At 62.6% G+C, this 21,606-nt stretch carries 19 protein-coding genes and 1 pseudogene; 2 read left to right on the forward strand and 18 right to left on the reverse strand.

Translation table 11 applies throughout. The features are described 5' to 3' along the window. Positions 1-25 precede the first annotated feature (25 nt). The 5 genes and pseudogenes from AC1DLV_RS17040 to AC1DLV_RS17060 all read right to left on the reverse strand — a co-directional run. Positions 26-934 (reverse strand): annotated as a pseudogene (locus AC1DLV_RS17040) (branched-chain amino acid ABC transporter permease); the annotation flags it as partial. Between the two features lie 4 nt (positions 935-938). Continuing rightward, positions 939-1,655, reverse strand: a complete 717-nt coding sequence (locus tag AC1DLV_RS17045) for an ABC transporter ATP-binding protein (RefSeq protein WP_476801085.1) — start codon at positions 1,653-1,655, stop codon at positions 939-941. Beyond that, on the reverse strand, positions 1,648-2,415 hold the full coding sequence (locus tag AC1DLV_RS17050) for an ABC transporter ATP-binding protein (RefSeq protein ID WP_476782664.1): 768 nt from the start codon (positions 2,413-2,415) through the stop codon (positions 1,648-1,650). Before AC1DLV_RS17050 ends, AC1DLV_RS17045 begins: the two co-directional genes overlap by 8 nt. A gap of 38 nt (positions 2,416-2,453) precedes the next feature. Beyond that, the gene (locus tag AC1DLV_RS17055) at positions 2,454-2,738 is read right to left on the reverse strand and encodes a DUF1330 domain-containing protein (RefSeq protein ID WP_476801086.1); all 285 of its coding nucleotides are present in this window, start codon (positions 2,736-2,738) and stop codon (positions 2,454-2,456) included. Between the two features lie 57 nt (positions 2,739-2,795). Beyond that, the gene (locus AC1DLV_RS17060; protein WP_476801087.1) at positions 2,796-3,995 is read right to left on the reverse strand and encodes an ABC transporter substrate-binding protein; all 1,200 of its coding nucleotides are present in this window, start codon (positions 3,993-3,995) and stop codon (positions 2,796-2,798) included. Between the two features lie 250 nt (positions 3,996-4,245). Between AC1DLV_RS17060 and AC1DLV_RS17065 the strand changes: the two genes are divergently transcribed. Then, the gene (locus tag AC1DLV_RS17065; protein ID WP_476801088.1) at positions 4,246-5,853 is read left to right on the forward strand and encodes a GMC family oxidoreductase; all 1,608 of its coding nucleotides are present in this window, start codon (positions 4,246-4,248) and stop codon (positions 5,851-5,853) included. Positions 5,854-5,976: 123 nt separating this feature from the next. Here AC1DLV_RS17065 and AC1DLV_RS17070 read toward each other — a convergent pair whose 3' ends face one another. Next, positions 5,977-7,185 carry an ABC transporter substrate-binding protein gene (locus AC1DLV_RS17070; protein WP_476801089.1) on the reverse strand — a complete coding sequence of 403 codons (1,209 nt, stop codon included), beginning with the start codon at positions 7,183-7,185 and terminating at the stop codon, positions 5,977-5,979. A gap of 100 nt (positions 7,186-7,285) precedes the next feature. Then, positions 7,286-8,092, reverse strand: a complete 807-nt coding sequence (locus AC1DLV_RS17075) for an SDR family oxidoreductase (RefSeq protein ID WP_476801090.1) — start codon at positions 8,090-8,092, stop codon at positions 7,286-7,288. A 184-nt stretch (positions 8,093-8,276) separates the two neighbouring features. Here AC1DLV_RS17075 and AC1DLV_RS17080 point away from each other — a divergent pair, with 184 nt between their 5' ends. Continuing rightward, positions 8,277-9,860 carry a FadD3 family acyl-CoA ligase gene (locus AC1DLV_RS17080; RefSeq protein ID WP_476801091.1) on the forward strand — a complete coding sequence of 528 codons (1,584 nt, stop codon included), beginning with the start codon at positions 8,277-8,279 and terminating at the stop codon, positions 9,858-9,860. Between the two features lie 194 nt (positions 9,861-10,054). Here AC1DLV_RS17080 and AC1DLV_RS17085 read toward each other — a convergent pair whose 3' ends face one another. The 11 genes from AC1DLV_RS17085 to AC1DLV_RS17135 form a co-directional block, all read right to left on the reverse strand. Next, on the reverse strand, positions 10,055-10,960 hold the full coding sequence (locus AC1DLV_RS17085) for an SDR family oxidoreductase (RefSeq protein ID WP_476801092.1): 906 nt from the start codon (positions 10,958-10,960) through the stop codon (positions 10,055-10,057). Positions 10,961-10,971: 11 nt separating this feature from the next. Beyond that, positions 10,972-11,571, reverse strand: a complete 600-nt coding sequence (locus AC1DLV_RS17090) for a gamma carbonic anhydrase family protein (RefSeq protein WP_476801093.1) — start codon at positions 11,569-11,571, stop codon at positions 10,972-10,974. 2 nt (positions 11,572-11,573) lie between these two features. Next, positions 11,574-12,725: an acetyl-CoA C-acetyltransferase gene (locus AC1DLV_RS17095; RefSeq protein WP_476801094.1), complete on the reverse strand. Its 1,152-nt coding sequence runs from the start codon at positions 12,723-12,725 to the stop codon at positions 11,574-11,576. Then, on the reverse strand, positions 12,718-13,782 hold the full coding sequence (locus tag AC1DLV_RS17100; RefSeq protein ID WP_476801095.1) for an acyl-CoA dehydrogenase family protein: 1,065 nt from the start codon (positions 13,780-13,782) through the stop codon (positions 12,718-12,720). The genes AC1DLV_RS17095 and AC1DLV_RS17100 overlap by 8 nt, the downstream gene beginning before the upstream one ends. Before the next feature lie 15 nt (positions 13,783-13,797). Further along, the gene (locus AC1DLV_RS17105; RefSeq protein WP_476801096.1) at positions 13,798-14,961 is read right to left on the reverse strand and encodes an acyl-CoA dehydrogenase family protein; all 1,164 of its coding nucleotides are present in this window, start codon (positions 14,959-14,961) and stop codon (positions 13,798-13,800) included. A 40-nt stretch (positions 14,962-15,001) separates the two neighbouring features. After that, positions 15,002-15,898: an enoyl-CoA hydratase gene (locus tag AC1DLV_RS17110; protein WP_476801097.1), complete on the reverse strand. Its 897-nt coding sequence runs from the start codon at positions 15,896-15,898 to the stop codon at positions 15,002-15,004. A 113-nt stretch (positions 15,899-16,011) separates the two neighbouring features. Then, positions 16,012-16,956, reverse strand: a complete 945-nt coding sequence (locus AC1DLV_RS17115) for an aldo/keto reductase (RefSeq protein ID WP_476801098.1) — start codon at positions 16,954-16,956, stop codon at positions 16,012-16,014. 39 nt (positions 16,957-16,995) lie between these two features. Next, positions 16,996-18,615 carry a GMC family oxidoreductase gene (locus tag AC1DLV_RS17120; RefSeq protein ID WP_476801099.1) on the reverse strand — a complete coding sequence of 540 codons (1,620 nt, stop codon included), beginning with the start codon at positions 18,613-18,615 and terminating at the stop codon, positions 16,996-16,998. Continuing rightward, a complete protein-coding gene (locus tag AC1DLV_RS17125; RefSeq protein WP_476836197.1) occupies positions 18,612-19,115 on the reverse strand; it encodes a thioesterase family protein in 504 nt (167 codons plus the stop codon). The genes AC1DLV_RS17120 and AC1DLV_RS17125 overlap by 4 nt, the downstream gene beginning before the upstream one ends. 6 nt (positions 19,116-19,121) lie before the next feature. After that, positions 19,122-19,829 (reverse strand): ABC transporter ATP-binding protein, encoded by a 708-nt coding sequence (locus AC1DLV_RS17130; protein ID WP_476801101.1) that lies wholly within the window; start codon positions 19,827-19,829, stop codon positions 19,122-19,124. Then, on the reverse strand, positions 19,822-21,594 hold the full coding sequence (locus tag AC1DLV_RS17135) for a branched-chain amino acid ABC transporter ATP-binding protein/permease (protein WP_476801102.1): 1,773 nt from the start codon (positions 21,592-21,594) through the stop codon (positions 19,822-19,824). Before AC1DLV_RS17135 ends, AC1DLV_RS17130 begins: the two co-directional genes overlap by 8 nt. Between the last annotated feature and the right edge of the window lie 12 nt (positions 21,595-21,606).

Consider the following 21,606-nt stretch of genomic DNA (forward strand, 5'->3'; position numbering starts at 1 on the left):
CATCGGCGACCGAATGGCTTGTCGTTTCCTTGCCGAACAGGCCCGCCGGGCGGAAGATCAGCACCAGCGCCATGATGATGAAGATCACCGTGGCCGACGCCTGCGGATAGAAGACCTTGGTCAGGCCCTCGATCACGCCCAGCATCAGGCCCGAGACGATGGCGCCGAAGATCGAGCCCATGCCGCCGATGACCACCACGGCAAAGATGGTGATGATGATGCCTTGGCCCATTTGCGGGCTGACCTGATAGATCGGGGCTGCCATCACACCGGCGAAACCGGCGAGACCGACGCCGAAGGCATAGGTCAGCATCAAAAGCCGCGGCACGTTGATGCCGAAAGCGCGCACCAGATCGGGGTTCTCGGTCGCAGCACGCAGGTAAGAGCCTAGCTTGGTGCGCTCGACCACATACCAGGTGCTGAAGCAGACGATGATCGCAGCGACGATAACCCAGGCGCGGTAGATCGGCAGGAACATGAAGCCGAGATTGATGCCGCCTTTCAAGCTATCCGGCACACCGTACATCTGGCCCGCTGCGCCATAATGAACGTTGAACGCGCCTTCGATCGCCATGGCGAGCCCAACGGTCAGCAGCAGCCCGTAGGCGTGGTCGAGATCGTAGACCCGGCGAATGAAGATGCGCTCCATCAGGCCGCCTATAATGGCGACGACCAGCGGCACGATGACCAGCGCCCACCAATAGCCGATGGACGGCAGGCCAAGGCCCGGGAACAGTTCAGGCAAGCGCAGGAGATACCAGGCGCCGAAAGCGCCGAGCATATATTGCGCGCCATGCACGAAGTTGCCGATGCGCAGCATGCCGAAGATGATGGCCACGCCAAGGCTCATCATGGCGTAGAACGAGCCATTGATGAGGCCGACAAGAAGTTGGCCGAAAAGCAGTGCCGGCGGAACGCCAATCAGGTCCATCATGGCTTCACACCCCGAGATAAGCTTGGATCTTGGCTTCGTTGCCAGCGAGCTCGTCGCGGCTGAAGCGTTCGACGACTTTGCCGTGGTCGACGACGAAGTGCCGGTCGGCGAGTTTCGAGGCAAAGCGGAAATTCTGCTCGACGAGCAGGATGGTGAAGCCCCTCGCCTTGAGCTTTTCGAGCACCACAGCGATCTGCTTGACGATGACCGGGGCCAGGCCCTCGGTCGGCTCGTCGAAGATCAGCAGTTTGGCACCGGTGCGCAGGATGCGGCCGATGGCCAGCATCTGCTGTTCGCCGCCAGACAACTTGGTGCCGGGGCTCGACCAGCGCGCCTTGAGATTTGGAAACAGCTCGAGGATCTCTTGAACGCTCATGCCACCTGGCGCGATGACCGGCGGCAATTCGAGGTTTTCCGCGACAGAAAGGCTGGAAAAGATGCCGCGTTCTTCTGGGCAATAGGCAATGCCACGACGCGCGACGATTTCCGGCGCCTTCTGAGTCAGGTTTTCGCCCTTGTAGCTGATCGCCCCGGTTTTCTTGCGCACCAGTCCCATGATGCAGCGAAGTGCCGTCGTCTTGCCAGCGCCGTTGCGGCCGAGCAGCGTGACGAGTTCGCCTTCGCGGATGTCGAAGTTCATGCCGTGCAGGGCTTTGCTTTCGCCGTACCAGGCATGCAGGTCGGCGATGTCGAGCACCACCTTGTTATTGTTCTCAGTCATCCGCACCACCGATATAGGCTTCGATCACGCGCGGATCGCGCGACACGGTTTCGTAATTGCCCTCGGCAAGCACGCGCCCCTGCGCCAGCACCGTGATGGTGTCGGAAAGGGCCGCCACGACCGACAGATTGTGCTCGACCATGAGGATCGTGCGATCGGCGGAAACCTTGCGGATCAGCTCTGCGATGCGGTCGACATCCTCGTGGCCCATGCCGGAAGTCGGCTCGTCGAGCAAAAGCATCTCGGGCTCGAGCGCCAGCGTGGTGGCGATCTCCAGGGCGCGCTTGCGCCCGTAGGGCAGGTTGACCGCAACGTGGTTGCGATAAGACAGCATGCCGACAGCGTCGAGCAGTTCGTCGATGCGGTCGTTGAGCACACCCAGCGTGCGCTCGCTCTGCCAGAAGCGGTAGGACGTGCCGAGCGGGCGCTGCAGCGCCATGCGGACATTCTCGCGCACGCTCATGCGCGGAAACACCGCCGATATCTGGAACGAGCGGACAATGCCCTTGCGCGCCACCTCTTCGGGCTTCAGCGCGGTGATATCCTCGCCATTGTAGCGGATGGTGCCTTCGCTCGGCGCGAGGAACTTGGTGATGAGGTTGAAGGTGGTGGTCTTGCCGGCACCGTTCGGGCCGATCAGGGCATGGATGGTGTTGCGCCGGACCTTGAGGTCGACGTCCTTGACCGCCGCGAAGCCGTAGAAATACCGGCTCAGCCCAGACGCCTCGATGATATAGTCGTCCGCAGTGCCTTGTCGCACCTTGTCCTCCACGTAATTCAGATATTGCGGCGCTGCGCTCAGGCGTCGACCAGTATGCCCCTGGCGCGGGAAGCCACCTGCCTGAGGGCCACGACCTTCTGGTAGTCTTCCGAGCGGTAGAATTGCCTTGCGTCTTCAGCGCTCGGAAACTCGACAACCGAGATCGAGGCCGGCTCCCAGCCTCCTTCGAGGCTTTCGATGCGGTCACTCGACAACATAAAACGTCCGCCGCTGCCAGCCAGGATAGGCCCGGCCACTGCGCGATAATGGTCATAGGCCGCCTGATCGGTAACCTCGATTTCGAAGATCAGATAGCCAGCCAATGTCCCGCTCCCAAAAGATGGATGCCGGACCGCATGGCAGCGGCCCGGCAACCTGGATCAGCTCTTGGCCAGCTTGCAGACGCTCTTGTCGATCGAGCGGAAGGCGACATCGGCTGGAACGGTGGTTACGACCTTGAACACGTCCTGCGGATCGGAAGCCTCGCCGGGCGCGCGAACCTGAAGCAGCGTGGTGTCATGCACCAGGCGGCCGTTCGGCAGCAGCGTCGCATTGTGCGCGAACATGTCGTTGATCTTGCCCTCGCGCAACTTTGCGAGCACGGCGGTCGGATCGTCGGTGCCGGCGGCCTTGACCGCGTTCAGGTAGTTGGTAGCCGCCGAATAGGCGCCAGCCGCAACCCACCCCGGCGCGTTGCCGGTCTTTTTCTGCATCTCTTCCTTGAAGCGCTTGGAAGCGTCGTCGGTGTTCCAGTACCATGGCGAAGCGAACTGGATGCCCTTCAGAGCCTCAAGACCAATGGCACGCGCGTCAGACTGGTGCAGCACGGTCAGCGCCACGCGCTGGCCCTGGTCGATCAGGCCGAATTCTTGCACCTGCTTGAGCGCATTGACCAGTTCCGGACCGTTGACGGTGAGTGCCACGACCTTTGCGCCTGACGCTTGCGCCTGCAGGATGTAAGACGAGAAATCGGTTGTACCGAGCGGTGCGCGGATGGCGCCCAGGATCTTGCCGCCCTCTTCCTCGACAGCGGTCTTGACGCTCGCCTCGAGCACCTTGCCTGCCTCATAGTCGGGCGAGATGATGAACCAGCTTTCACCGCCATCCTTGAGCTGCGCGCTGACCGAAGAGCGCACCTGCGAATAAGCATCATAGGCCCAGGCGATGCCATAGCCGTTGCAATCGGCCTCGGTCATCTTGTCGGTCATTGGCGAAACGAAGAAGCCGAGCTTCTTCTGGTCACCGAGAAGCGTGTTGACGGAAAGCGCAATGGCCGAGTTGGCGACGTCGAACAGCGCGTCGACATTGTCGCGCTCCAGCCATTCGCGCGCGATCGACAGCGCAATTTCGGGCTTGTTCTGGTGGTCGGCCGAAACCAGTTCGATCGGCTTGCCGAGCACTTCGCCACCGAAATCGGAAATGGCGAGTTTCACCGCTTCAACGACCTCGGTGCCGCCAAGCGCCGAGAAGGACGAGCTCTGGTCGTTGAGCACGCCGAGCTTGACGCTCGGCGCATCCTGCGCGGCAGCGCTCAGGGCAGTCGACAGCAGCAATGCCGCTGCGAAAATGGACCTTTTCATATGTTTCCTCCCGAGAAACGAAAACTTTGTTGCCGACCTTGTATGCGCGGCAATGCGCATGAATCCAGCGGGCCGCAAAGGTCCCGCCGACTCTGCAAGAGAAATCACAGCAAGCCCGTGGTTCGAACATCGTCCATGCGGACTAGCGCATGTTCGCCGTCGCCAAAAGCTGCGCGCTTCTGGCATCGTCTAGCACCTGTTAGTTCGTTTGTGGGATGCGATTGGGGGCTGGAGCTCCAGACATCGCCGCATGAGCGAATTCGATACCATCATCGTTGGCGCCGGATCAGCTGGCTGTGTGCTGGCCAACCGGCTGAGCGAAAACCCGGCGCACCGCATCTTGCTGCTTGAGGCTGGCCCTTCCGACCTGCACCCGCTGGTGCGCATGCCGCGCGGTTGGGTGAAGCTGACCAGGCACCCAAAGCGCTCCTGGAACTTCCCGGTCGAAGGTGAAGAAGGTCGTCCCGCAGGCGAGATTTGGGCACGTGGTCGCGGACTCGGTGGCTCAAGCTCGATCAATGGCATGCTCTATTGTCGTGGTGCACCAGAGGATTACGACAGTTGGCGCAAGTTTGGCGCGAATGGCTGGGACTGGTCCGACATGGCGCCTGTCTTCCGCAAGATCGAAAACCACCAGCGCGGCGCAACTGACATTCGCGGTGGCGACGGCCCGCTTCAGGTCAGCATGCGGCCCCTCGCCGATCCGCTCGGCAACGCTATCTTCGAAGCCGGCGCATCGCTGGGGCTGGCAAGGCTCGACGACCTCAATGGCGAAAGCCGTGAAGGCATCGGCACCTATACCCACACCATCGGCCATGATGGCCGGCGCATGAGTGCCGCCCGCGCCTTCCTGCAACCGGCAATGAAGCGCAAGAACCTCGTCGTGCGCACCGGCGTGCAGGCGACACGGATCCTCTTTGAAGACCGCCGTGCCGTCGGTGTCGAATTCGACAGCGGCTCGCGCAAAGAGGTCGTGCGCGCCCGGCACGAAGTGATCGTTGCCTGCGGCGCGATCCAGTCGCCGCAACTGCTGCAGGTTTCGGGCGTTGGCCCGGCGGACGTACTCGCCGCGGCTGGCGTCGATGTCGTCGCGGCACTGCCCGGGGTAGGCAAGAACCTCGCCGAGCACCTCGTCGTCGCCCTGCCTCACCGCCTGGCCGGCATGTCAGGCCACAATGTCCGCCTGCGCGGCCTGCGCCTCGCTGGCGAGGTCATGCGCTACTATCTCACCGGCACAGGCCTGATGAGTTTTGGCGCGTCCGAAATGGGCGGCTTCGTCCGTTCTTCGCCCGATGTCGCCTACCCCGATATTCAACTGTCGCTTTCGCCCTACACCTTCGCTCGCGGCCTGTTGCAAGGCAGGCTGAAGCTCGAGGACAAGCCGGGCCTGACGATCATCGGTTATGCGCTGCGTCCCGAGAGCAGCGGCGAGGTTAACATCCGCACGCCTGACACGCGCGACATGCCGCAGATCAAGCCCAACTGGCTCGCCACCGAAGGCGATCGCCGTATGGCAGTCGCGATGATGCGGACCATGCGCAACTTCGTCGCCCAGCCATCGCTACGCCCCTACGTGAAAGAAGAGATCTGGCCAGGGGCATCAGTGCAAACAGACGAGGATTTGCTCGCCGCTTTTCAGGGCACCTTCGTCTCCGGCCTGCATGCCATCGGCACGTGTCGCATGGGTAGCGACGCCGACGCTGTGGTCGACGAACGCCTGCGTGTCCATGGTGTAGACGGCCTGCGGGTTGTCGACGCCTCGGTCATTCCAGCGCCGATATCCGGCAACACCAACGGCCCAGTCATGGCGCTCGCCTGGCGCGCCGCAGAGCTAATTATTCAAGATAGAAAATTCTAATAATATATTGTTATTATGGATTTAAATCGCGACGGATATAGCCCCACTCAAACCTGCATCTGAAAACGAAAACGGCGCCGCCGGAATCCGGCAGCGCCTTTCGAAATCTGATGCTGCACTGGACTATTGGGCGCAATCGGCGCGCTCGACCAGGCCATCCTCGCGCAACAGATACGGGTTCTTGACCACCTTCAGGCTCTCCACCGAAGGCAGGAAGTGATTGTCGGCACTCGCCGCAAGCTTGCCGGTGAGGGTCTGGATGGTGCCGGCATTCGCCTCGATCCAGGCCGCGACAGACTTGCCGTCGGTCTTGCCCGAACCATTCATCGCGGCGGCTAGGATAAAGGGCTGGATGTAATACGGCGTCAGCGCAGAAGGGCCGCCCATGCGGTCCAGGTCCGGAATGTCAGCCTTCGCCTTGGCGGCGAACTTTGCGAATTCCTTCTCGCCCAGCGCATCGCCCGGGCAATAAGTCATGCCTTCGAACTGCACCGAGTAGACGTCTTCGAACGGCTCAGTGCCGATCGTTGCCGCATTGCCGACCGCGTAGTTGGTCATGGTCAGGCTCGCTAGCACCGGCACGTCCCAGCCGATGTCGTAACGGTTTTCCAGCATTTTTCGCGAGTCGTCGCCGATCGAATTGATCAGCAACACCGCCTGCGCTTCCGAACTGCGCAGCGAAAACAGCTGCGGGGTCATATCTTCGGTGCGGAAGGCGAATTCCTGAACAGCAACAGGCTCGACGCCCTTGGCCTTCATGTAATTGACGATGTCGGCGACAGCCGCCTTCGACATGCCGCCATTGTCGGAGATCAGCGCCAGCTTGTTGAGCTTCAGCACGTCGAGCGCATAGGCGATGTTCGGGATCATCTGGTTTTCGCCGATCGGCGAGGTCGAGAAATGAAACGGGCCGACCTTCGGCGTCAACTGCGTCGAGGCGGCGCTCGAAATCTGCGCGATGTTGGCCTCCGTGCCGATAGGCATCAAAGGCATGGTTTCCTGGCTGGTGGCGGGACCGACCACGGCCTGCACCTTTTCGCTTTCGATCAGCCGGCGCATTTCGCTGACGCCATGCGTCGGATCGGTCATGGTGTCGGCGAGCACCAGCTCGACCTTCTTGCCGAGGATGCCGCCGGCAGCATTGATGTCGTCGATGGCGCGTTTCCAGGCGATCTCGGCATTCTTGCCGATTGAGGCGCCAGCACCGGTCAGCGACATGATACCGCCGATCTTGATCGTCTCTTCGGCCTGTGCGGCATTGACACCAACAAGCGCGGTGAAGGACATCAGCGCTGCAGCGAGCGTGCGCCGGCGGTAGGGCGTTGAGTTCATATTGATCGTCTCCTCAAAATCAGTCCCCGCCCTGCCACTCAAAGGCGGGTGGAAACATCGTCCATAAGGACCATTGTATTGAGGCCTCGCCCTGCCGTGCTCAGCTCGCGTCCGGCTTGGCGTCGCGTTTGATGAGATCGAGAAACAACGGCGTCTCGCCGCCGCCATGGACCTCGAGCGTCGTACCGGTCAGGAAACCCGCCGTCGGCCCAGCCAGGTAAAGAGCAGCCTCCGCTATGTCCTCACCCCGGCCCATGCGCCTCATTGGCACCGAGGCGGCAATTGCCTGTTGTGCTTCGAGCGAACCATAGGTTTCGGCGGCCTTTTCAGTCTCGACCAGGCCGACGACGATGGCGTTGACGCGTATCTTCGGTGCCCACTCCTGCGCCAGGCTGGTGGTCAGGCTGAGCAGCCCGGCCTTGGCCGCACCATAGGCAGCCGTGCCTGGCGAAGGCCGGCGGGCCGAAACGCTGGCGATGTTGATGATGTTGCCGCCTTCCGGCAGCTTGGCCATCCAATGATAGGCCGCCTGGGAAAGATAGAGCGGCGCCATGAGGTTGAGATTGACGATGGCGTCGGAAAATCGTGGTGAAACCGTCGCGGCCTCGACATGGGGCGAGCCACCGGCATTGTTGACCAACACGTCGACGCGGCCATGCTCTTCGCCGACCTTGTCGATCAGCTCCTTGCAAGCTGCGGCAGTGCGCACGTCGCATTGCATGAAGATCGCTCGGCGGCCGTTGGCATGCGGCAGGCTGTCAGGCTCGCCGCGCGCGCAGACCACGACTGTCGCGCCGGCGCCCAGAAAGCCTTCAGCGATAGCGCGGCCGATGCCCTTGGTGCCGCCGGTCACGACGACCACACGTCCCTCGAAAATGGTCGAAGCCGGATGTGTGGCACTGCTCATGTCGTTCTCCAGCCTGCGTCTGCCGTTGCGTGTGGTCCTACACGCCTTTAAGTCCATCAACGGCCGGTTTATTCGTCCCTTCGGACGATGCTGGACGGTGTTCGATGCCTATGTTTCCGCCAAACTAGCCCGGCTGGCACCGACGCGCAGCCAAATCGTCGTCCCGCGCCGGACAGGTAACCAGATGATATCAGAAGACGCCGACTGGAAATTCACCACCATTCCAAATCTTTGCGCGCGCGCGGCCGAAGTCTACGGCACGCGTACCGCCATCGAGGACGGCATCACCTTAAGTTTCGTCGAGCTGGACGCAATCCGGCGCCGCGTCGCCAAGGCGATGATCGCAGCCGGCGTCAAAAAGGGCGACCGGATCATGATCTGGGCGCCCAACACCTGGAAATGGTTCGCCACGGCCCTTGGCCTGGTTAGCGCCGGTGCCGTGCTCATCCCCGCCAGCACCCGTTTCAAGGGCACCGAGATCGCCGAACTGGTCAAGCGCAGCGGCACCTCGATGCTGTTTTCCGTCGGCGAATTCCTGGGCACCTATTATCCCGACCAACTCAAAGCCGAAACGCGCGAAATCCTGCGCCAGGTGGTGGTCATCGGCGAGACGCGCGGCAGCGACAGCGACTGGGAGACCTTCGTTGCCGGTGGCGAGCACGTCGGCGATGCCGAGCTTGCCGAACGCGAAGCAACTGTCGGCCCCGACGACCTCTGCGATATGCTCTTCACCTCTGGCACCACGGGCTATCCCAAGGGTGTCATGTACGGCCACCAGCAGTGCCTCAAGGCGATCGACGCATGGGCGACACGCGTCGGCATCCGCGAACACGACCGCATCCTCGTGATCCCACCCTTCTTCCACGCCTTCGGCTACCGCTCCGGCGCCATCGTCTCGATGATGCGCGGCGCTGTGCTGATGCCGCACCTCACTTACGATGCCGGAGAAATCCTCAGCCGCGTCTCGGAAGAAAAGATCAGCGTCATCCCTGGCCCGCCCGCCATCTTCCACGGCATGCTCCAGCATCCGGAACTGGCTAAATTCAACACAAGCAGCCTGCGCCTCGGCGTCACTGGCGGCGCGGTCGTGCCCTCGATCCTGATCCGGCGCATGCGCGAGGAACTTGGATTTGCTGGGGTCGTCAACGGCTACGGCCTGACCGAATGTGGCGGCTACGGCACCATGTGCCTGGCAACCGATCCCGACGAGGTCATTGCCAACACCGCCGGCAAGGCGGCTCCCGGCGTTGAGGTCCGCATCATGGGCGATGACAGCAATTTCCTGCCTGACGGCCAGCCCGGCGAGGTCGTCATCCGCGGCTACATCGTCATGAAGGGCTATTTCAACGACCCCGAAGCGACCGCCAAGACTATCGACGCCGAAGGCTGGCTGCACACAGGCGACGTCGGCTACTTCGATGCGGACGGTAATCTGCGCATCGAGGACCGTCTCAAGGACATGTACATCACCGGCGGCTTCAACTGCTATCCAGCCGAGATCGAGCGCATGCTCAGCACCCATCCGGCGATCGGCATCGTCGCCGTCATCGGCGTGCCTGACGAGCGGCTCGGCGAAGTCGGCAAGGCTTTCGTCGTGCTGCGTCCAGGAACCATCGCCAGCGAAAAGGAAATCATCGACTGGTCGCGTGCCAACATGGCCAACTACAAATGTCCGCGCAGCGTCGAGATCCGTCCGTCGCTGCCCACCAGCCCCCAGGGCAAGGTGCTGAAAAACCTGCTGCGCAAAGAAGCACCCCAAGACGCTTGAACGCAGCCGCCGGCCCCCCACAGATTCGAGATCACCCGCCGAAGCGTCAGGCTTTAGATCAAAAAGACCACGGGACGGTGCATCGCCGTCCCGTTTTGTTTTGCAGCCAAAGCCCGGGCATTCGAGCTTGGCCGGACAGCAAAAAGGGCGCCGGTTTGCCGACGCCCCTTTGCTGAATGTTTGGCCCATATGGCCTACGCGCCGTAAACCGGCTTCGGCGCCGGTCGCTCCGCCACCAGCTGCTTGATCTTGTCGCCGAGTTCAGTGGCATCCCAGCGGCTGCCATTGTCAAATTCGGGACCATCGTTCCAGCCGAGCGTGACGCGGATCTTGCCGCCAATCAGCTCGAATATCTGCCCGGTCACATCGGCAGAGGCCGAGCTGCACAGCCAAGCGACCAGCGGCGCGGTGTTTTCCGGCGCGAAGATGTCGAATTCGCCGTCCTTTGCCTGCATTGCCTCGGCGAATGCCGTTTCGGTCATGCGCGTGCGGGCATTGGGCGCAAGGCCATTAGCGGTGATGCCGTAGCGGCGCAGTTCGGCTGCCTGTACCAACGTCAGCGAGGCGATGCCGCCTTTAGCTGCAGAATAAGCACTCTGGCCGACGCTGCCCTGAAGGCCTGCGCCAGACGACGTGTTGACGATGCGCGCGTCGATGGTCTTGCCGGTCTTCTGCTGGGCGCGCCAATAGTCGACGGCATGGCGGCTGACGCAGAAATGGCCGCGCAGATGCACACGCAGGACGGCGTCCCACTCCTCCGGCGTGCAGGACACGAACATGCGGTCACGCACGAAGCCGGCATTGTTGACCACCGCATGCAGGTCGCCGAACGCGTCGAGTGCAGCCTTGACGATGCGCCCGCCAGCCTCGAAATCGGCGACATCGTCATAGTTTGCAACCGCCTGCCCCCCCATCGCCTTGATGTCGTCGACCACCTGCTGGGCCGGGGTTTCGGCCGTGCTGTCGCCATGGGTGCCGACACCGAGATCGTTGACCACGATTTTTGCGCCTTCGGCCGCCAGACCAAGCGCGTAGGCACGCCCAAGACCGCGGCCCGCGCCGGTAACGATCACAACCCTGTTTTCGCAGATACCCGACATGTCAGTCCTTCTCACTTGGTCTTCGACAGCCGCACGGCGCGAGCCTCGCCGGCATTGCGCTTGCGATTTGGCTCGGCGGTGCGGAGCGGCTCGCATTCCACGAGATCGGCAATCGACCGGTCGGCCAGCCGCTGGTATTCGCCGTCGCCATTATTGCGCCAACGGATTGCCTCTTCAGGCATTTCCTTGATGATCTTGGCCGGATTGCCGGCGATCAGACTGCGCGGCGGTGTCACCATGTCGTTCTTGACGAGGCTGAGGGCTGCCACCAGGCTGTCGTCGCCGATCACCGCCCCGTCGAGAATGACCGCGTTCATGCCGATCAGCGCGTTCTCGCCCACCGTGCAGCCATGGAGGATCGCGCCATGGCCAACGGTCGCTCCCCGACCGACGATGCAGTCCGAACCGGCACCAGTATGCAACGTGCAATTGTCCTGCACGCTGGCATCGCCGACGACCGTGATCCGCCCGAAATCACCGCGAAGCGACGCGTTCGGGCCGATAAAGCAGCGCGGACCGATGGCCACGTCGCCGATCAACACCGCCGTCGGGTGCAGGTAGGTGGTCGGGTCGACCACCGGCACGATGCCCTCGAATGCATAGACAGGCATGGTCAGAGTCTTTCGATGATGGTCACATTGGCTTGGCCGCCGCCTTCGCACATTGTCTGCAGCGCATAGCGGCCGTTGCGGCGCTCGAGTTCGTTCAGCATCGTCGTCATGATGCGCGCGCCTGTGGCACCAAGGGGGTGGCCCAGCGCGATCGCGCCGCCATTGACGTTGACCTTGCCGCGCGGAATACCAAGCTCCTTGATCCAGGCAAGCGGGATCGAGGCGAAGGCTTCGTTGCATTCGAACAGGTCGATGTCGTCGATCTTGAGGCCAGTCTTTTCCAGAGCATGTCGCGTTGCCGGAATGGGCGCTGTCAGCATCCACACCGGATCGGCACCACGCACCGTCATGTGGTGGATGCGAGCGCGAGGCTTGAGATTGTGATCCTTCACGGCGCGCTCGGACGCGATAAGCAGCGCCGCCGAGGCGTCGGCGTTTTGGCTGGCGACGCCGGCATGCACACGACCGCCCTCGATCAGCGTCTTCAGCGTCGCCATCTTTTCCAGCGTCGTGTCACGGCGCGGCGTCTCGTCGACGGCGAACTCGCCGATTGGGGCAATCTCGTTGACGAAGCGGCCTTCATCGATCGCGGCAATCGCGCGCTGGTGGCTTTCGAGCGCGAACTGCTCCATCTCCTCGCGCGAGCATTGCCATTTCTCCGCGATCATCTCAGCCGAGCGAAACTGGCTGACCTCCTGGTCGCCATAGCGGGCCAGCCAGCCCGGCGAGGTGCTGAACGGATCGGGAAAGCCGAACTGCTGGCCGACGATCATGGCGGAAGCCATCGGCACCATGTTCATGTTCTGCACGCCGCCGGCAACGACAAGGTCCTGTGTACCGCTCAACACCGCCTGGGCGGCAAAGTGCACCGCCTGCTGGGCCGAACCGCACTGACGGTCAACGGTCACACCCGGCACATGGTCGGGCAACCCAGCCACCAGCCAGCAGGTACGGGCGATGTCGCCGGCCTGCGAACCAATCGTGTCGGTGCAGCCGTAGATCACATCGTCGACCGCGTTCGGATCGACGCCGGTACGCGCCATGAGTGCCTTGATTGGATGAGCGCCGAGATCGGCCGAATGCAGGCCCGCAAGCGAGCCCTTCTTGCGGCCGACAGGCGTGCGGATGGCGTCGACGATATAGGCTTCAGGCATTTTCGGCCTCTTTGGCAAAGGTATGTGCGGGTCCGAGCGGGCGACCGAAGACGCGTGCGGCGACGCGCTCACGGTGGAAGGCGGTACCGCCCCACCAATTGGTGAGCGCAATGCCGCGCTTGAGGAAGAAGTGAACATCCACCTCCCACGAATAGCCCATGGCGCCATGCACTTGGATCGAGGTCCGGGCAGCGACGTCGCAAGCGTCAGTACAGGCGAGCTTGGCTTGCGAGATGCGGGCGCGGCTGTAGAGGTCGGCGCTCTCGAGTTGAGCAGCTGCCGCATGCAGCACCGGCCGGGCGAACTCGATTTTCACCTGCGCAGTCGCAAGATGATGCTTCACCGCCTGATAGGAGCCGATCGGCTTGCCGAACTGCTGGCGTTCCTTCGCATAGGCAACGCCGAGGTCGACGCAGCGCTGGGCCATGCCTTGCATCTGCGCGGCTGCAAACAGCGCGCCACGGTCGAGCGCAGCCGCAAGCGGTGCTGCCGCCTGCTCCGCATCTGCCACCAACGTCTCAGAGCTTGGCGTGAATTCGACTGTGAAAAGGCGGCGAAACGGGTCGACGCTCGGCTGCGCCGTGAGCTTCAGTGAAGCCGTGTCCACCAGATGCACAGCCCCGTCGCGGACCACCAGCACCGCCACCGCGCTGTCGGCATCGGCAACGAATGGATTGGCCGGATGAGCCACCGCCACGGTCACCTCGCCCGCCAGCGCTCTTTCGAGCACTGATGCAGCACGTGGATTGTCAGCAAATTCCGCGAGCAACGGAAGTGCCACACCCGCATTCTCGACCAGCGGTTCCGGCAAGCCGGCATAACCGCAGGCTTCGGCGATCTGCACAAAATCGATGGCCTTGAGGCCTAGCCCGCCCCTGTCTTCGTCGACCAGCGCGCCCGCAAGGCCCATCTCCACGATCTTGGCCCAGCGGTTTTCGTCTCGCGCACCGCCCTCGCCCATCAGCCGGCGCAGGTCGGCCGGCTGGCAGACATCGGCAAGCAGTTCGCGAACCACGTCAGCGGTCATCGTCTGTTCTTCGGAGAAACGGAAATCCATCTTTTCGCCTCCCCTTCAAGCACGCGGCAGGCCGAGCATGCGCTCGGCAATGATGTTGCGCTGGATCTCGTTCGAACCGGCATAGATCGGACCGGCCAGCGAGAAGAAATAGCCGTCGAGCCAGCGCCCAATGTCGCCCGCCTCAGGCGCGCTACGCAGGAGCTCCGCACGCGCGCCGAGGATCGACAATGCCGTCTTGTGCAACGCGATATCCATTTCCGACCAGAATATCTTATTGGTACTGGCCTCGGCACCTATATGGCCGCCGGCGGCAAGGCGCGATGCTGTGGCATAGATCGACAGCGCATAGGCCTCGGCGTCCATCCAGGCCTGCAGCACAGCCGCACGGACGATGGGTTCCACCTCGGCCTCATGCGCCTTGTAGAGCTCGACCAGCTTGCGCGCCGCCACCTGGAAGCGTGCCGGGCTGCGCAGCATCAGCCCGCGCTCGAAGCCGGCGGTCGCCATGCAGATGTTCCAGCCTTCACCCTCGCCGCCCAGGCGGTTGAATGCCGGCACACGAACATCGTCGAGGAAGATTTCGGCAAAGCCGGTCTCGCCATCGATCTGCGGTATCGCCTGCACGCGCACGCCTGGCGCATTGAGCGGGAAAAAGATCAGCGACAGGCCTTTGTGACGCTGCGAGGCCGGATCGGTGCGGAACAGTCCGAAAGCCCAATCGGCGAAGACGGCGCGCGACGACCAGATCTTGTGGCCCTTGAGCACATATTCGTCGCCTTCGAGCATAGCCGTGGCGCGCACCGCCGCCAGGTCGGAACCCGCCTGCGGCTCGGACCAGGCCTGTGCCCAGATCTCATCGCCGGAGGCCATGGCCGTCAGGAAGCGCGCCTTTTGCTCCGGCGTGCCATATTCCATCAGCGTGGGGCCAAGCAGGAAGATGCCGTTCTGGTTGACGCGCAACGGCGCGCCAGCGCGATAGTACTCTTCCTCGAAGATCAGCCACTGGATAAGGTCGAGACCGCGTCCGCCATAGCTTTCGGGCCAGGTGACCATGCCCCAGCGGCCTTCGTTCAGCACGCGCTCCCAGGCGCGATGCGCTTCAAAACCTTCGCGGCTGGCGTCGAAGGACGGAAGCGGCTTTTGCGGCACATGGGTTTCGAGCCAGGAGCGCACTTCCTGCCGGAAGGCCTTCTGCTCATCGGTGTAGTTCAAATCCACGCTTGGGAAATCCTGTTGGGTCGATCTGGCGGCGAATGGCTTAGCCTTCGCCAGCCTGCTTCTTGTTGGCTGCTGCCATGCTCTTGGCGTCCTGCCCGCCCAGTGTGTTGCCGGTGGTCAGGTCGTTCTGGGCATGGGCGAAATGGTGCATGTGGTAGTGCGCATCCATGGCCGTGCGCTTGCCGCGCAGGTCCTCGACATGGTTGATCGCCTGCTTGGACAGCCACAGCCCAAGGCGCGGATACTCGGCGAGTTTGCTCGCCATGCTGCGACCGGCGCCTTCGAGCTCTTCGCGCGAGACAATCTTGTTGACCATGCCGTACTTTTCGGCCCGTGCCGCAGGCATGCGTTCGCCCATCATCAGGAACTCCTTGGCAATGCGCGGCGGCAGCTCGAAGGCATGCGCGAAATACTCGACGCCGGGAATGCCCATGCGTACCACCGGATCCTGGAAAAACGCATCGTCAGTTGCGACGATGAAGTCGCAGACCCAGGCCAGCATCAGCCCGCCGGCAACACAAGCACCCTGCACTAGGGCGATGGTCGGCTTGGGGAGGTCGCGCCAGCGTCGGCACATGCCGAGATAGACCTCGTGCTCGCGGGTATAGAGCATTTCGGCCGCCGGCTTGTTGGTGTGGTCGGCCCACATCAGGCGGCGGTCGAAGGTCTTGTTGACGTCGCGGCCAGGCGTGCCGATGTCGTGGCCGGCGGAAAAGTGCTTGCCCGCGCCGCGCAGGATGATGACCTTGACCGCATCGTCGTCGACGGCGCGCTTGAAGGCGTCGTCGAGGGCATAGGTCATCTGCGAGTTCTGGGCATTGTTGAACTGTGGGCGGTTCATCGTCACCCAGGCGATCGGCCCTTCGGTCTCGTAGAGAACCGGCTGGTCGGTCTCATAGGCGATATCGGCCGTGCGCGGCTCTACCAGATCACTCATTTCAGATTTTCCGCTGCCAATTCAAATTCGTAGCTGACGGAAACTACGTCCGTCAGCTAGCGGCGCAATCGTCCAAAGGGACTAACGCATTGGCGGCGCAGTGCGCCGTCCAGTCACTTGCAGATCGTGTCGATCTCGGCCAGGTCTTCCGCCGAAAGCTTCCACGAAGCAGCGGCAGCATTGGCGACAACCTGTTCGGGACGCGTTGCGCCAGCGATGACGCTCGACACGATCGGCTGCGACGCGAGCCAGGAGAAGGCCAGCTCAAGGATGGTCTTGCCGCGCGCCTCGCTGAAAGCGATCAGTTTCTCCACCTTGTCGAGATTGGGGTCGGTCAGGCCGGCCTTGAAGTAGGCCATGTTCATGCGGGTATCGGCGGGCATCTCCTGGCCCTTGCGGTATTTGCCGGTCAAAAGGCCGCTCGCCAGCGGGAAATAGGGCAGCAGCGTCATGCCCGTACGGCGCATCGCTGGAAACAGCTCGGTTTCGGCAGCACGCGAAATCAGATTGTACTCGGCCTGGGTTGATTGCAGGCCGTGCAGATTGTGGTGGCGCGACGTCCAGCTGGCGTCGACCAGCTGCCATGCCGGCAGATTGGAGCAGCCGAGGTAGCGCACCTTGCCTTGCTTCACGAGATCGTCGAGCGCGCGCAGCGTCTCTTCGATCGGCGTCAGCTGATCGGGGAAATGATACTGGTAGAGATCGATGTAGTCAGTCTTGAGCCGGCGCAGGCTGTTTTCCACCGCACCCATGATGTAGCCGCGCGAGCCGTTGTAGCGCGTGCTCTTTTCGCGATTGAGCGGCGAAGCGAACTTCGTCGCCAGCACCACGTCTTTGCGCCGGTCCCCAAGGATTTCGCCCAGCGCGGTCTCCGAGCCGCTATTGACGCCATAGGAGTCGGAGGTGTCGAGAAGCGTAATGCCGGCGTCGAGCGCGGCATGCACCACCTTGCGCGCACCTTCAGTGTCGAGGCTTTTGATCATGCCGCCGAAGTTGTTGCAGCCGAGGCCGACCACCGAAACCTCGAGGCCCGAACGGCCCAGAACGCGCTTTTCCATCTCGCCTACTCCATCATCGCTAGTCGCTAAGCATTTGTATTAATTTACAGTTGCCTTGATCATGTCAGACGCCTTTTCGGCAATCATGATGGTCGCGGCATAGGTGTTGCCGTTGACCAGCACAGGCATCACCGAAGCGTCCGCCACCCTGAGCCGCTCGACGCCGCGCACGCGCAGCTGCGGATCGACCACCGAGTCTTCATCTGCGCCCATCCGGCAGGTGCCGGCGGCATGGTAGTGTGTCACCGTTGTCGCCAATATGTCGGCACACAAATCGTCCAGCGAGCGTATCGGCCGGGCCGGCAGCAATTCCTTGCCAAGCGAGCTTGCAAGAGCCGGCTGATGCACGATGGCGCGCGCCCGGTCGGCACCCTCTGCCAGGATGCGGATGTCACGCGGGTCGGAGAAATAATTCGGCGAAATCGCTGCGTGAACAAGCGGATCGGCTGATTTCAGCGTCACCCGGCCGCGGCTGTAGGGCGATCCGTGGTTGAGCAGCAGCGTGAACCCATGCTCCTTGGGTAACATGCCGAGCACGCCCGGCCCGCGCCGGATGACCAGTGCTGGCGCCATGCACACCTGGATTTCGCTGCCCGGATCGCCTTCGGTGGCATGGAAATACCCACTCGTCGGAAACAGCCCACGGCTCAACACGCCGCTTCGCCCGAACATGTATTTCGCCCCAGCCTTGAGCGCCCCCCATGGACGGACGTGGCTGTAGGCACTCACCGGCTTGGTTGTCGTGTACATCAGCCGATACATAGGGTGGTTCTGGAGGTTCTTTCCAACCTCTGGCCTGTCAGCCACCAGCTTGATGCCGAGTTTCTGCAGTCGTGCTGCTTCCCCAACGCCCGACAGCATCAACAATTGCGGCGAATTGACCGCACCGCCGGAAAGGACCACCTCCTTGCGCGCGCACGCCAGTTTCACTCGTCCCGCCCGGGCGAACTCCACGCCAGTGGCGATGCCGCGCTCGATGACGACACGAAGCACTGGCGCATCGACGAACAGCGTCAGATTGGGCCGCTTCAGCGCCGGATGCAGGAACGCCGCAGACGCGCTCGACCGCTTGCCCTTGCCGATGGTCATGTCGACATGACCGAAAGCCTCGGGCGTATCCTTGTTGAGGTCGTCGGTGAGCGGCAGCCCTTCCTGCCTGGCAGCGTCGAGGAACATGTCGCAGACCGGAGCTGTGCCCTGCCCCTTGGAAACCTGCAACGGCCCATTGTCGCCATGGATGGCGCTCGCGCCACGCTCGTTGGTCTCCGACTTCTTGAAATAGGGCAAGACGTCGTCATAACCCCAACCGTCGCAGCCGAGCGCCTTCCAGTTGTCATAGTCGCTGCGATGGCCGCGCATGTACATCATGCCGTTGATCGAACTCGACCCGCCGACGATGCGCCCCTGCGCCCAATAAAGCCGCCGCCCGCCCAATGCCTTTACCGGTTCGGTCTCGTAGCCCCAGTTGTAGGCCGGGTTGGTGCCGGTCACGATGTTGGCGCCGGGTATCTTCAGCAACGGCGCCTTGTCCAGCCCGCCAGCCTCGATGACGGCCACACGCATTGCGGGGTTTTCCGAAAGCCTAGCGGCAAGCACACAGCCGGCAGCACCTGCGCCAACGATGACGTAGTCGAATTCGAGGTCGTCGCTGCCTGTCATTTCCTGAAATCTCGCCGCACCGCGCCCTTGGGCCAAGGCAGATGCGCGTGTTCAGCAGCCAACGCCGACAGTCGGTCGGCCACATCAGGCACGACGATCTTCGCTGCCTTGCGCACGCGCAGATCGACATGAATCGACAGGCCCTCGACGGTCGCGGCCCGATAACCCTGATCGACGTTCCATAATTCGTGGAAATGGTGAACGCGCTTGAGGTCGGTCCACAGCACAGTACTGCGCACTTCGAGCTTGGCGTCCGGCATCAGCTCGCGCTCGTAGCGCACACTCTTTTCCAACCGAAAGAAACTGTAGCTGGTGCTGCGGATGTAGTCGTCGTGGATGCCGAAGACCTCGAAGAGTTCGGTCTCGGCGATGTCGAACACCCGGTCGTACCACGAGACGTTCATATGCCGATTGACGTCGAGCCAATGCGGCTCAACGCTGCCCCGAAAGCTGATATGTGGGCGCGGCGTCATGCTCGCAGCCGCATCCTCCCCAGCCATTTGTCCCTACTCCGCCGCCGCTGGCGCCGGAGCGTTCAACTTCTCGTCGAGTTCGGAAGCCAAGCAGGAGAATTTCACCTTGCCGCGCTCGATGATCATCGCGCGATCAGCGTAGGGTGCTGTCACTGCAAGATGCTGCTCGACGATGACCACCGCCGTTCCGGTCTGCGCCCATCGGCGCAGGAAGGCGAGGATCGGCGGCAGCAGCGCCTGGGCGAGCCCCATAGATGGCTCGTCGCAGAGCAGAACCTTCGGCTGAGCGATGAAGGCCTGGCCCAGCGCCAGCATCTGCTGCTGTCCGCCTGACAGGTCGCGGGCGTAGAGCTTGTGCTTTTCCTTGAGGATCGGAAAAACCGCGTAGATTTCCTCGACAGCATTGTTGAAGCCGGCCCGGTCGCCGCGCCGTGCCGCAGCTCCCATGCGCAAATTGTCGAACACGCTGAGCTCGGGAAACACCCGGTGCCCGTCGAGCACCAGCCGCAGTCCCGACTGCGCCACCTTTTCCGGCGCCAACCCGCCGATAGACCTGCCCTCCAGCAGAACCTGACCACTATCGGGCTTGTTGAAGCCGGCGATCGCCCGCATCAATGTCGACTTTCCAGCACCGTTCTCGCCGCCGACAAGCAGGATCTCACCTGCCTTGGCCGTCAGCGAAACATCCCGCAGCACCGGTATCGTGCCGTAGCCCGCCACCAGATTCTTGACCTCAAGCATGGCGCGACCCCACGAACATATGCTGCACCGCCGGGTCTTTAGCGACCACATCCGGCTTACCCGAGGAAACCACCCGGCCCTGTTCCAGAACCGTGATCGTGTCGGCGATACCCCAAACAAGGTCGAGATCGTGTTCGACAAGGATCACAGTCTTGCCCATCTGGCGGCTCAGGAATCTGACCAGATTGGCGAAGTTGGTGCGCTCGCCCTGCGACAGGCCGGCCGCCGGCTCGTCAAACAATACGATGGTCGCCTCCTTGAGCACCGTGCGCATCACCTCCACCAGCCGGCGCTGGCCGTGCGACAGAAGATTGGCGCTGTCCTGGCAGAACTCGCTCTCCATCGCCTTGGCAAGTGCCGTGATGTCGGGGCTCGCAGCCCCCACGCGGGCGTCCATGCCGATCTTCAGATTGTCCCATAGCGACAGCTGGCTGAAGATGCGCGGCGCCTGAAACGTGCGGCCAAGGCTCATATTGGCGATGCGGTCGGCGGCCATATTGGTCGCATCGACACCGTTGATCATGAACGAACCTGTGTTCAGGCGGCTGAGGCCGGTCAGAACATTGAGCAGGCTCGTCTTGCCCGAACCATTGGCTCCGATCAGGCCGTGAACCTCACCCTTGCGCACCTTGAGGTTGACGCTGTCGACAGCCACCACCTGGCCGAACTTCTTGGTGCCGTTGCGCACCTCGACGGCCAGTTGATCGGTTGGTTCGCGCGCGACCTTGCCCGACTGGAGGTTGGCGAGGAAGCCGTCGATGCGGAAAGCCTGTTCGCCGCCACCGGTCTGCTTGCGCTTGGCGCGCAGGCGCTCGATCGAGCCGACGATGCCGTCAGGGAAAATCAACACCGCCGCCAGCGTCAGGCAGCCATACATCAGCAGGCGGTATTCGACGAACTGCGCCAGCAAGATGTTGGGCAGGATGAAGACGATCCAGATGCCGATGATGGGGCCGAGCATTTGCCCGCGCCCGCCGACGACGACGGCGAAGAAGAAGACAAACGAAAGCTCGATGTTGAAGCCTTGCGGGCTGACGAAGGCGACCGTCGGCAGATAGAGGATGCCGCAGATGCCGGTGCCGATCGAAGCGACAATAAAGGCTACGAAGCGCATCACGCCCGGCTTGATGCCCAGCGAACGCGCGGCTTCCGGGCTGAGAGCTGCCACGAACATGCTGCGACCGAGCTTTGAACGGCGGATCTGGTAATGCGCGGCAAGCGCAATCATCGGAAACACAGCCACTGCAATCGCCAGCAGCGACATGCCGAAGACGGCGGGATCGGTCAGCTCAGGCACGGAAACGCTGATGCCGTTAATGCCGTTGGTCCACTTGTCGAGCGTGACCAAAAGCTGCGGGAACACGATTGCAGCACTCATGGTGACGAAGCCGAGATGAAAACCCTGCACGCGCAACGCCGGCAAGGCAAACAGCAGGCCGCCGAGCACCGCAGCGACGACGCCGCCAAGCGCTGCCAGGGCGAATGGCCAGTCATGCAGCCCATAGAGGATCGCCGCGCCATAGGCGGCAAGCCCGAGGATCGCGCCCTGGCCAAACGATTTTTGGCCGGCATCGACAAACAGCATGTTCTGGAAGATCGCCGCGGCGATATAGATGTTGACCAGCTGGAAGGTGTGGATCCAGTAGGAATTGCCGAGGATGACCGGACCGAAGCCGGTGATCGCGATCAGCGCCACGCCGATCCACACCTGCGTCAGGTCGGAGTTGAAGCGACCTTTCGGCCTGGTTTCTGCGGTCACGGACATGGGCCGCGTCTG

Source organism: Aminobacter sp. 01T433 (assembly GCF_056398585.1).

Excerpts from the sequence above, each read along its gene's own strand:
- AC1DLV_RS17045 (WP_476801085.1), bottom strand. The coding sequence starts at position 1,655 with ATGACTGAGAACAATAACAAGGTGGTGCTCGACATCGCCGACCTGCAT.
- AC1DLV_RS17060 (WP_476801087.1), bottom strand. The coding sequence starts at position 3,995 with ATGAAAAGGTCCATTTTCGCAGCGGCATTGCTGCTGTCGACTGCCCTG.
- AC1DLV_RS17065 (WP_476801088.1), top strand. The coding sequence starts at position 4,246 with ATGAGCGAATTCGATACCATCATCGTTGGCGCCGGATCAGCTGGCTGT.
- AC1DLV_RS17070 (WP_476801089.1), bottom strand. The coding sequence starts at position 7,185 with ATGAACTCAACGCCCTACCGCCGGCGCACGCTCGCTGCAGCGCTGATG.
- AC1DLV_RS17075 (WP_476801090.1), bottom strand. The coding sequence starts at position 8,092 with ATGAGCAGTGCCACACATCCGGCTTCGACCATTTTCGAGGGACGTGTG.
- AC1DLV_RS17080 (WP_476801091.1), top strand. The coding sequence starts at position 8,277 with ATGATATCAGAAGACGCCGACTGGAAATTCACCACCATTCCAAATCTT.
- AC1DLV_RS17085 (WP_476801092.1), bottom strand. The coding sequence starts at position 10,960 with ATGTCGGGTATCTGCGAAAACAGGGTTGTGATCGTTACCGGCGCGGGC.
- AC1DLV_RS17090 (WP_476801093.1), bottom strand. The coding sequence starts at position 11,571 with ATGCCTGTCTATGCATTCGAGGGCATCGTGCCGGTGGTCGACCCGACC.
- AC1DLV_RS17095 (WP_476801094.1), bottom strand. The coding sequence starts at position 12,725 with ATGCCTGAAGCCTATATCGTCGACGCCATCCGCACGCCTGTCGGCCGC.
- AC1DLV_RS17100 (WP_476801095.1), bottom strand. The coding sequence starts at position 13,782 with ATGGATTTCCGTTTCTCCGAAGAACAGACGATGACCGCTGACGTGGTT.
- AC1DLV_RS17110 (WP_476801097.1), bottom strand. The coding sequence starts at position 15,898 with ATGAGTGATCTGGTAGAGCCGCGCACGGCCGATATCGCCTATGAGACC.
- AC1DLV_RS17115 (WP_476801098.1), bottom strand. The coding sequence starts at position 16,956 with ATGGAAAAGCGCGTTCTGGGCCGTTCGGGCCTCGAGGTTTCGGTGGTC.
- AC1DLV_RS17120 (WP_476801099.1), bottom strand. The coding sequence starts at position 18,615 with ATGACAGGCAGCGACGACCTCGAATTCGACTACGTCATCGTTGGCGCA.
- AC1DLV_RS17125 (WP_476836197.1), bottom strand. The coding sequence starts at position 19,115 with ATGGCTGGGGAGGATGCGGCTGCGAGCATGACGCCGCGCCCACATATC.
- AC1DLV_RS17130 (WP_476801101.1), bottom strand. The coding sequence starts at position 19,829 with ATGCTTGAGGTCAAGAATCTGGTGGCGGGCTACGGCACGATACCGGTG.
- AC1DLV_RS17135 (WP_476801102.1), bottom strand. The coding sequence starts at position 21,594 with ATGTCCGTGACCGCAGAAACCAGGCCGAAAGGTCGCTTCAACTCCGAC.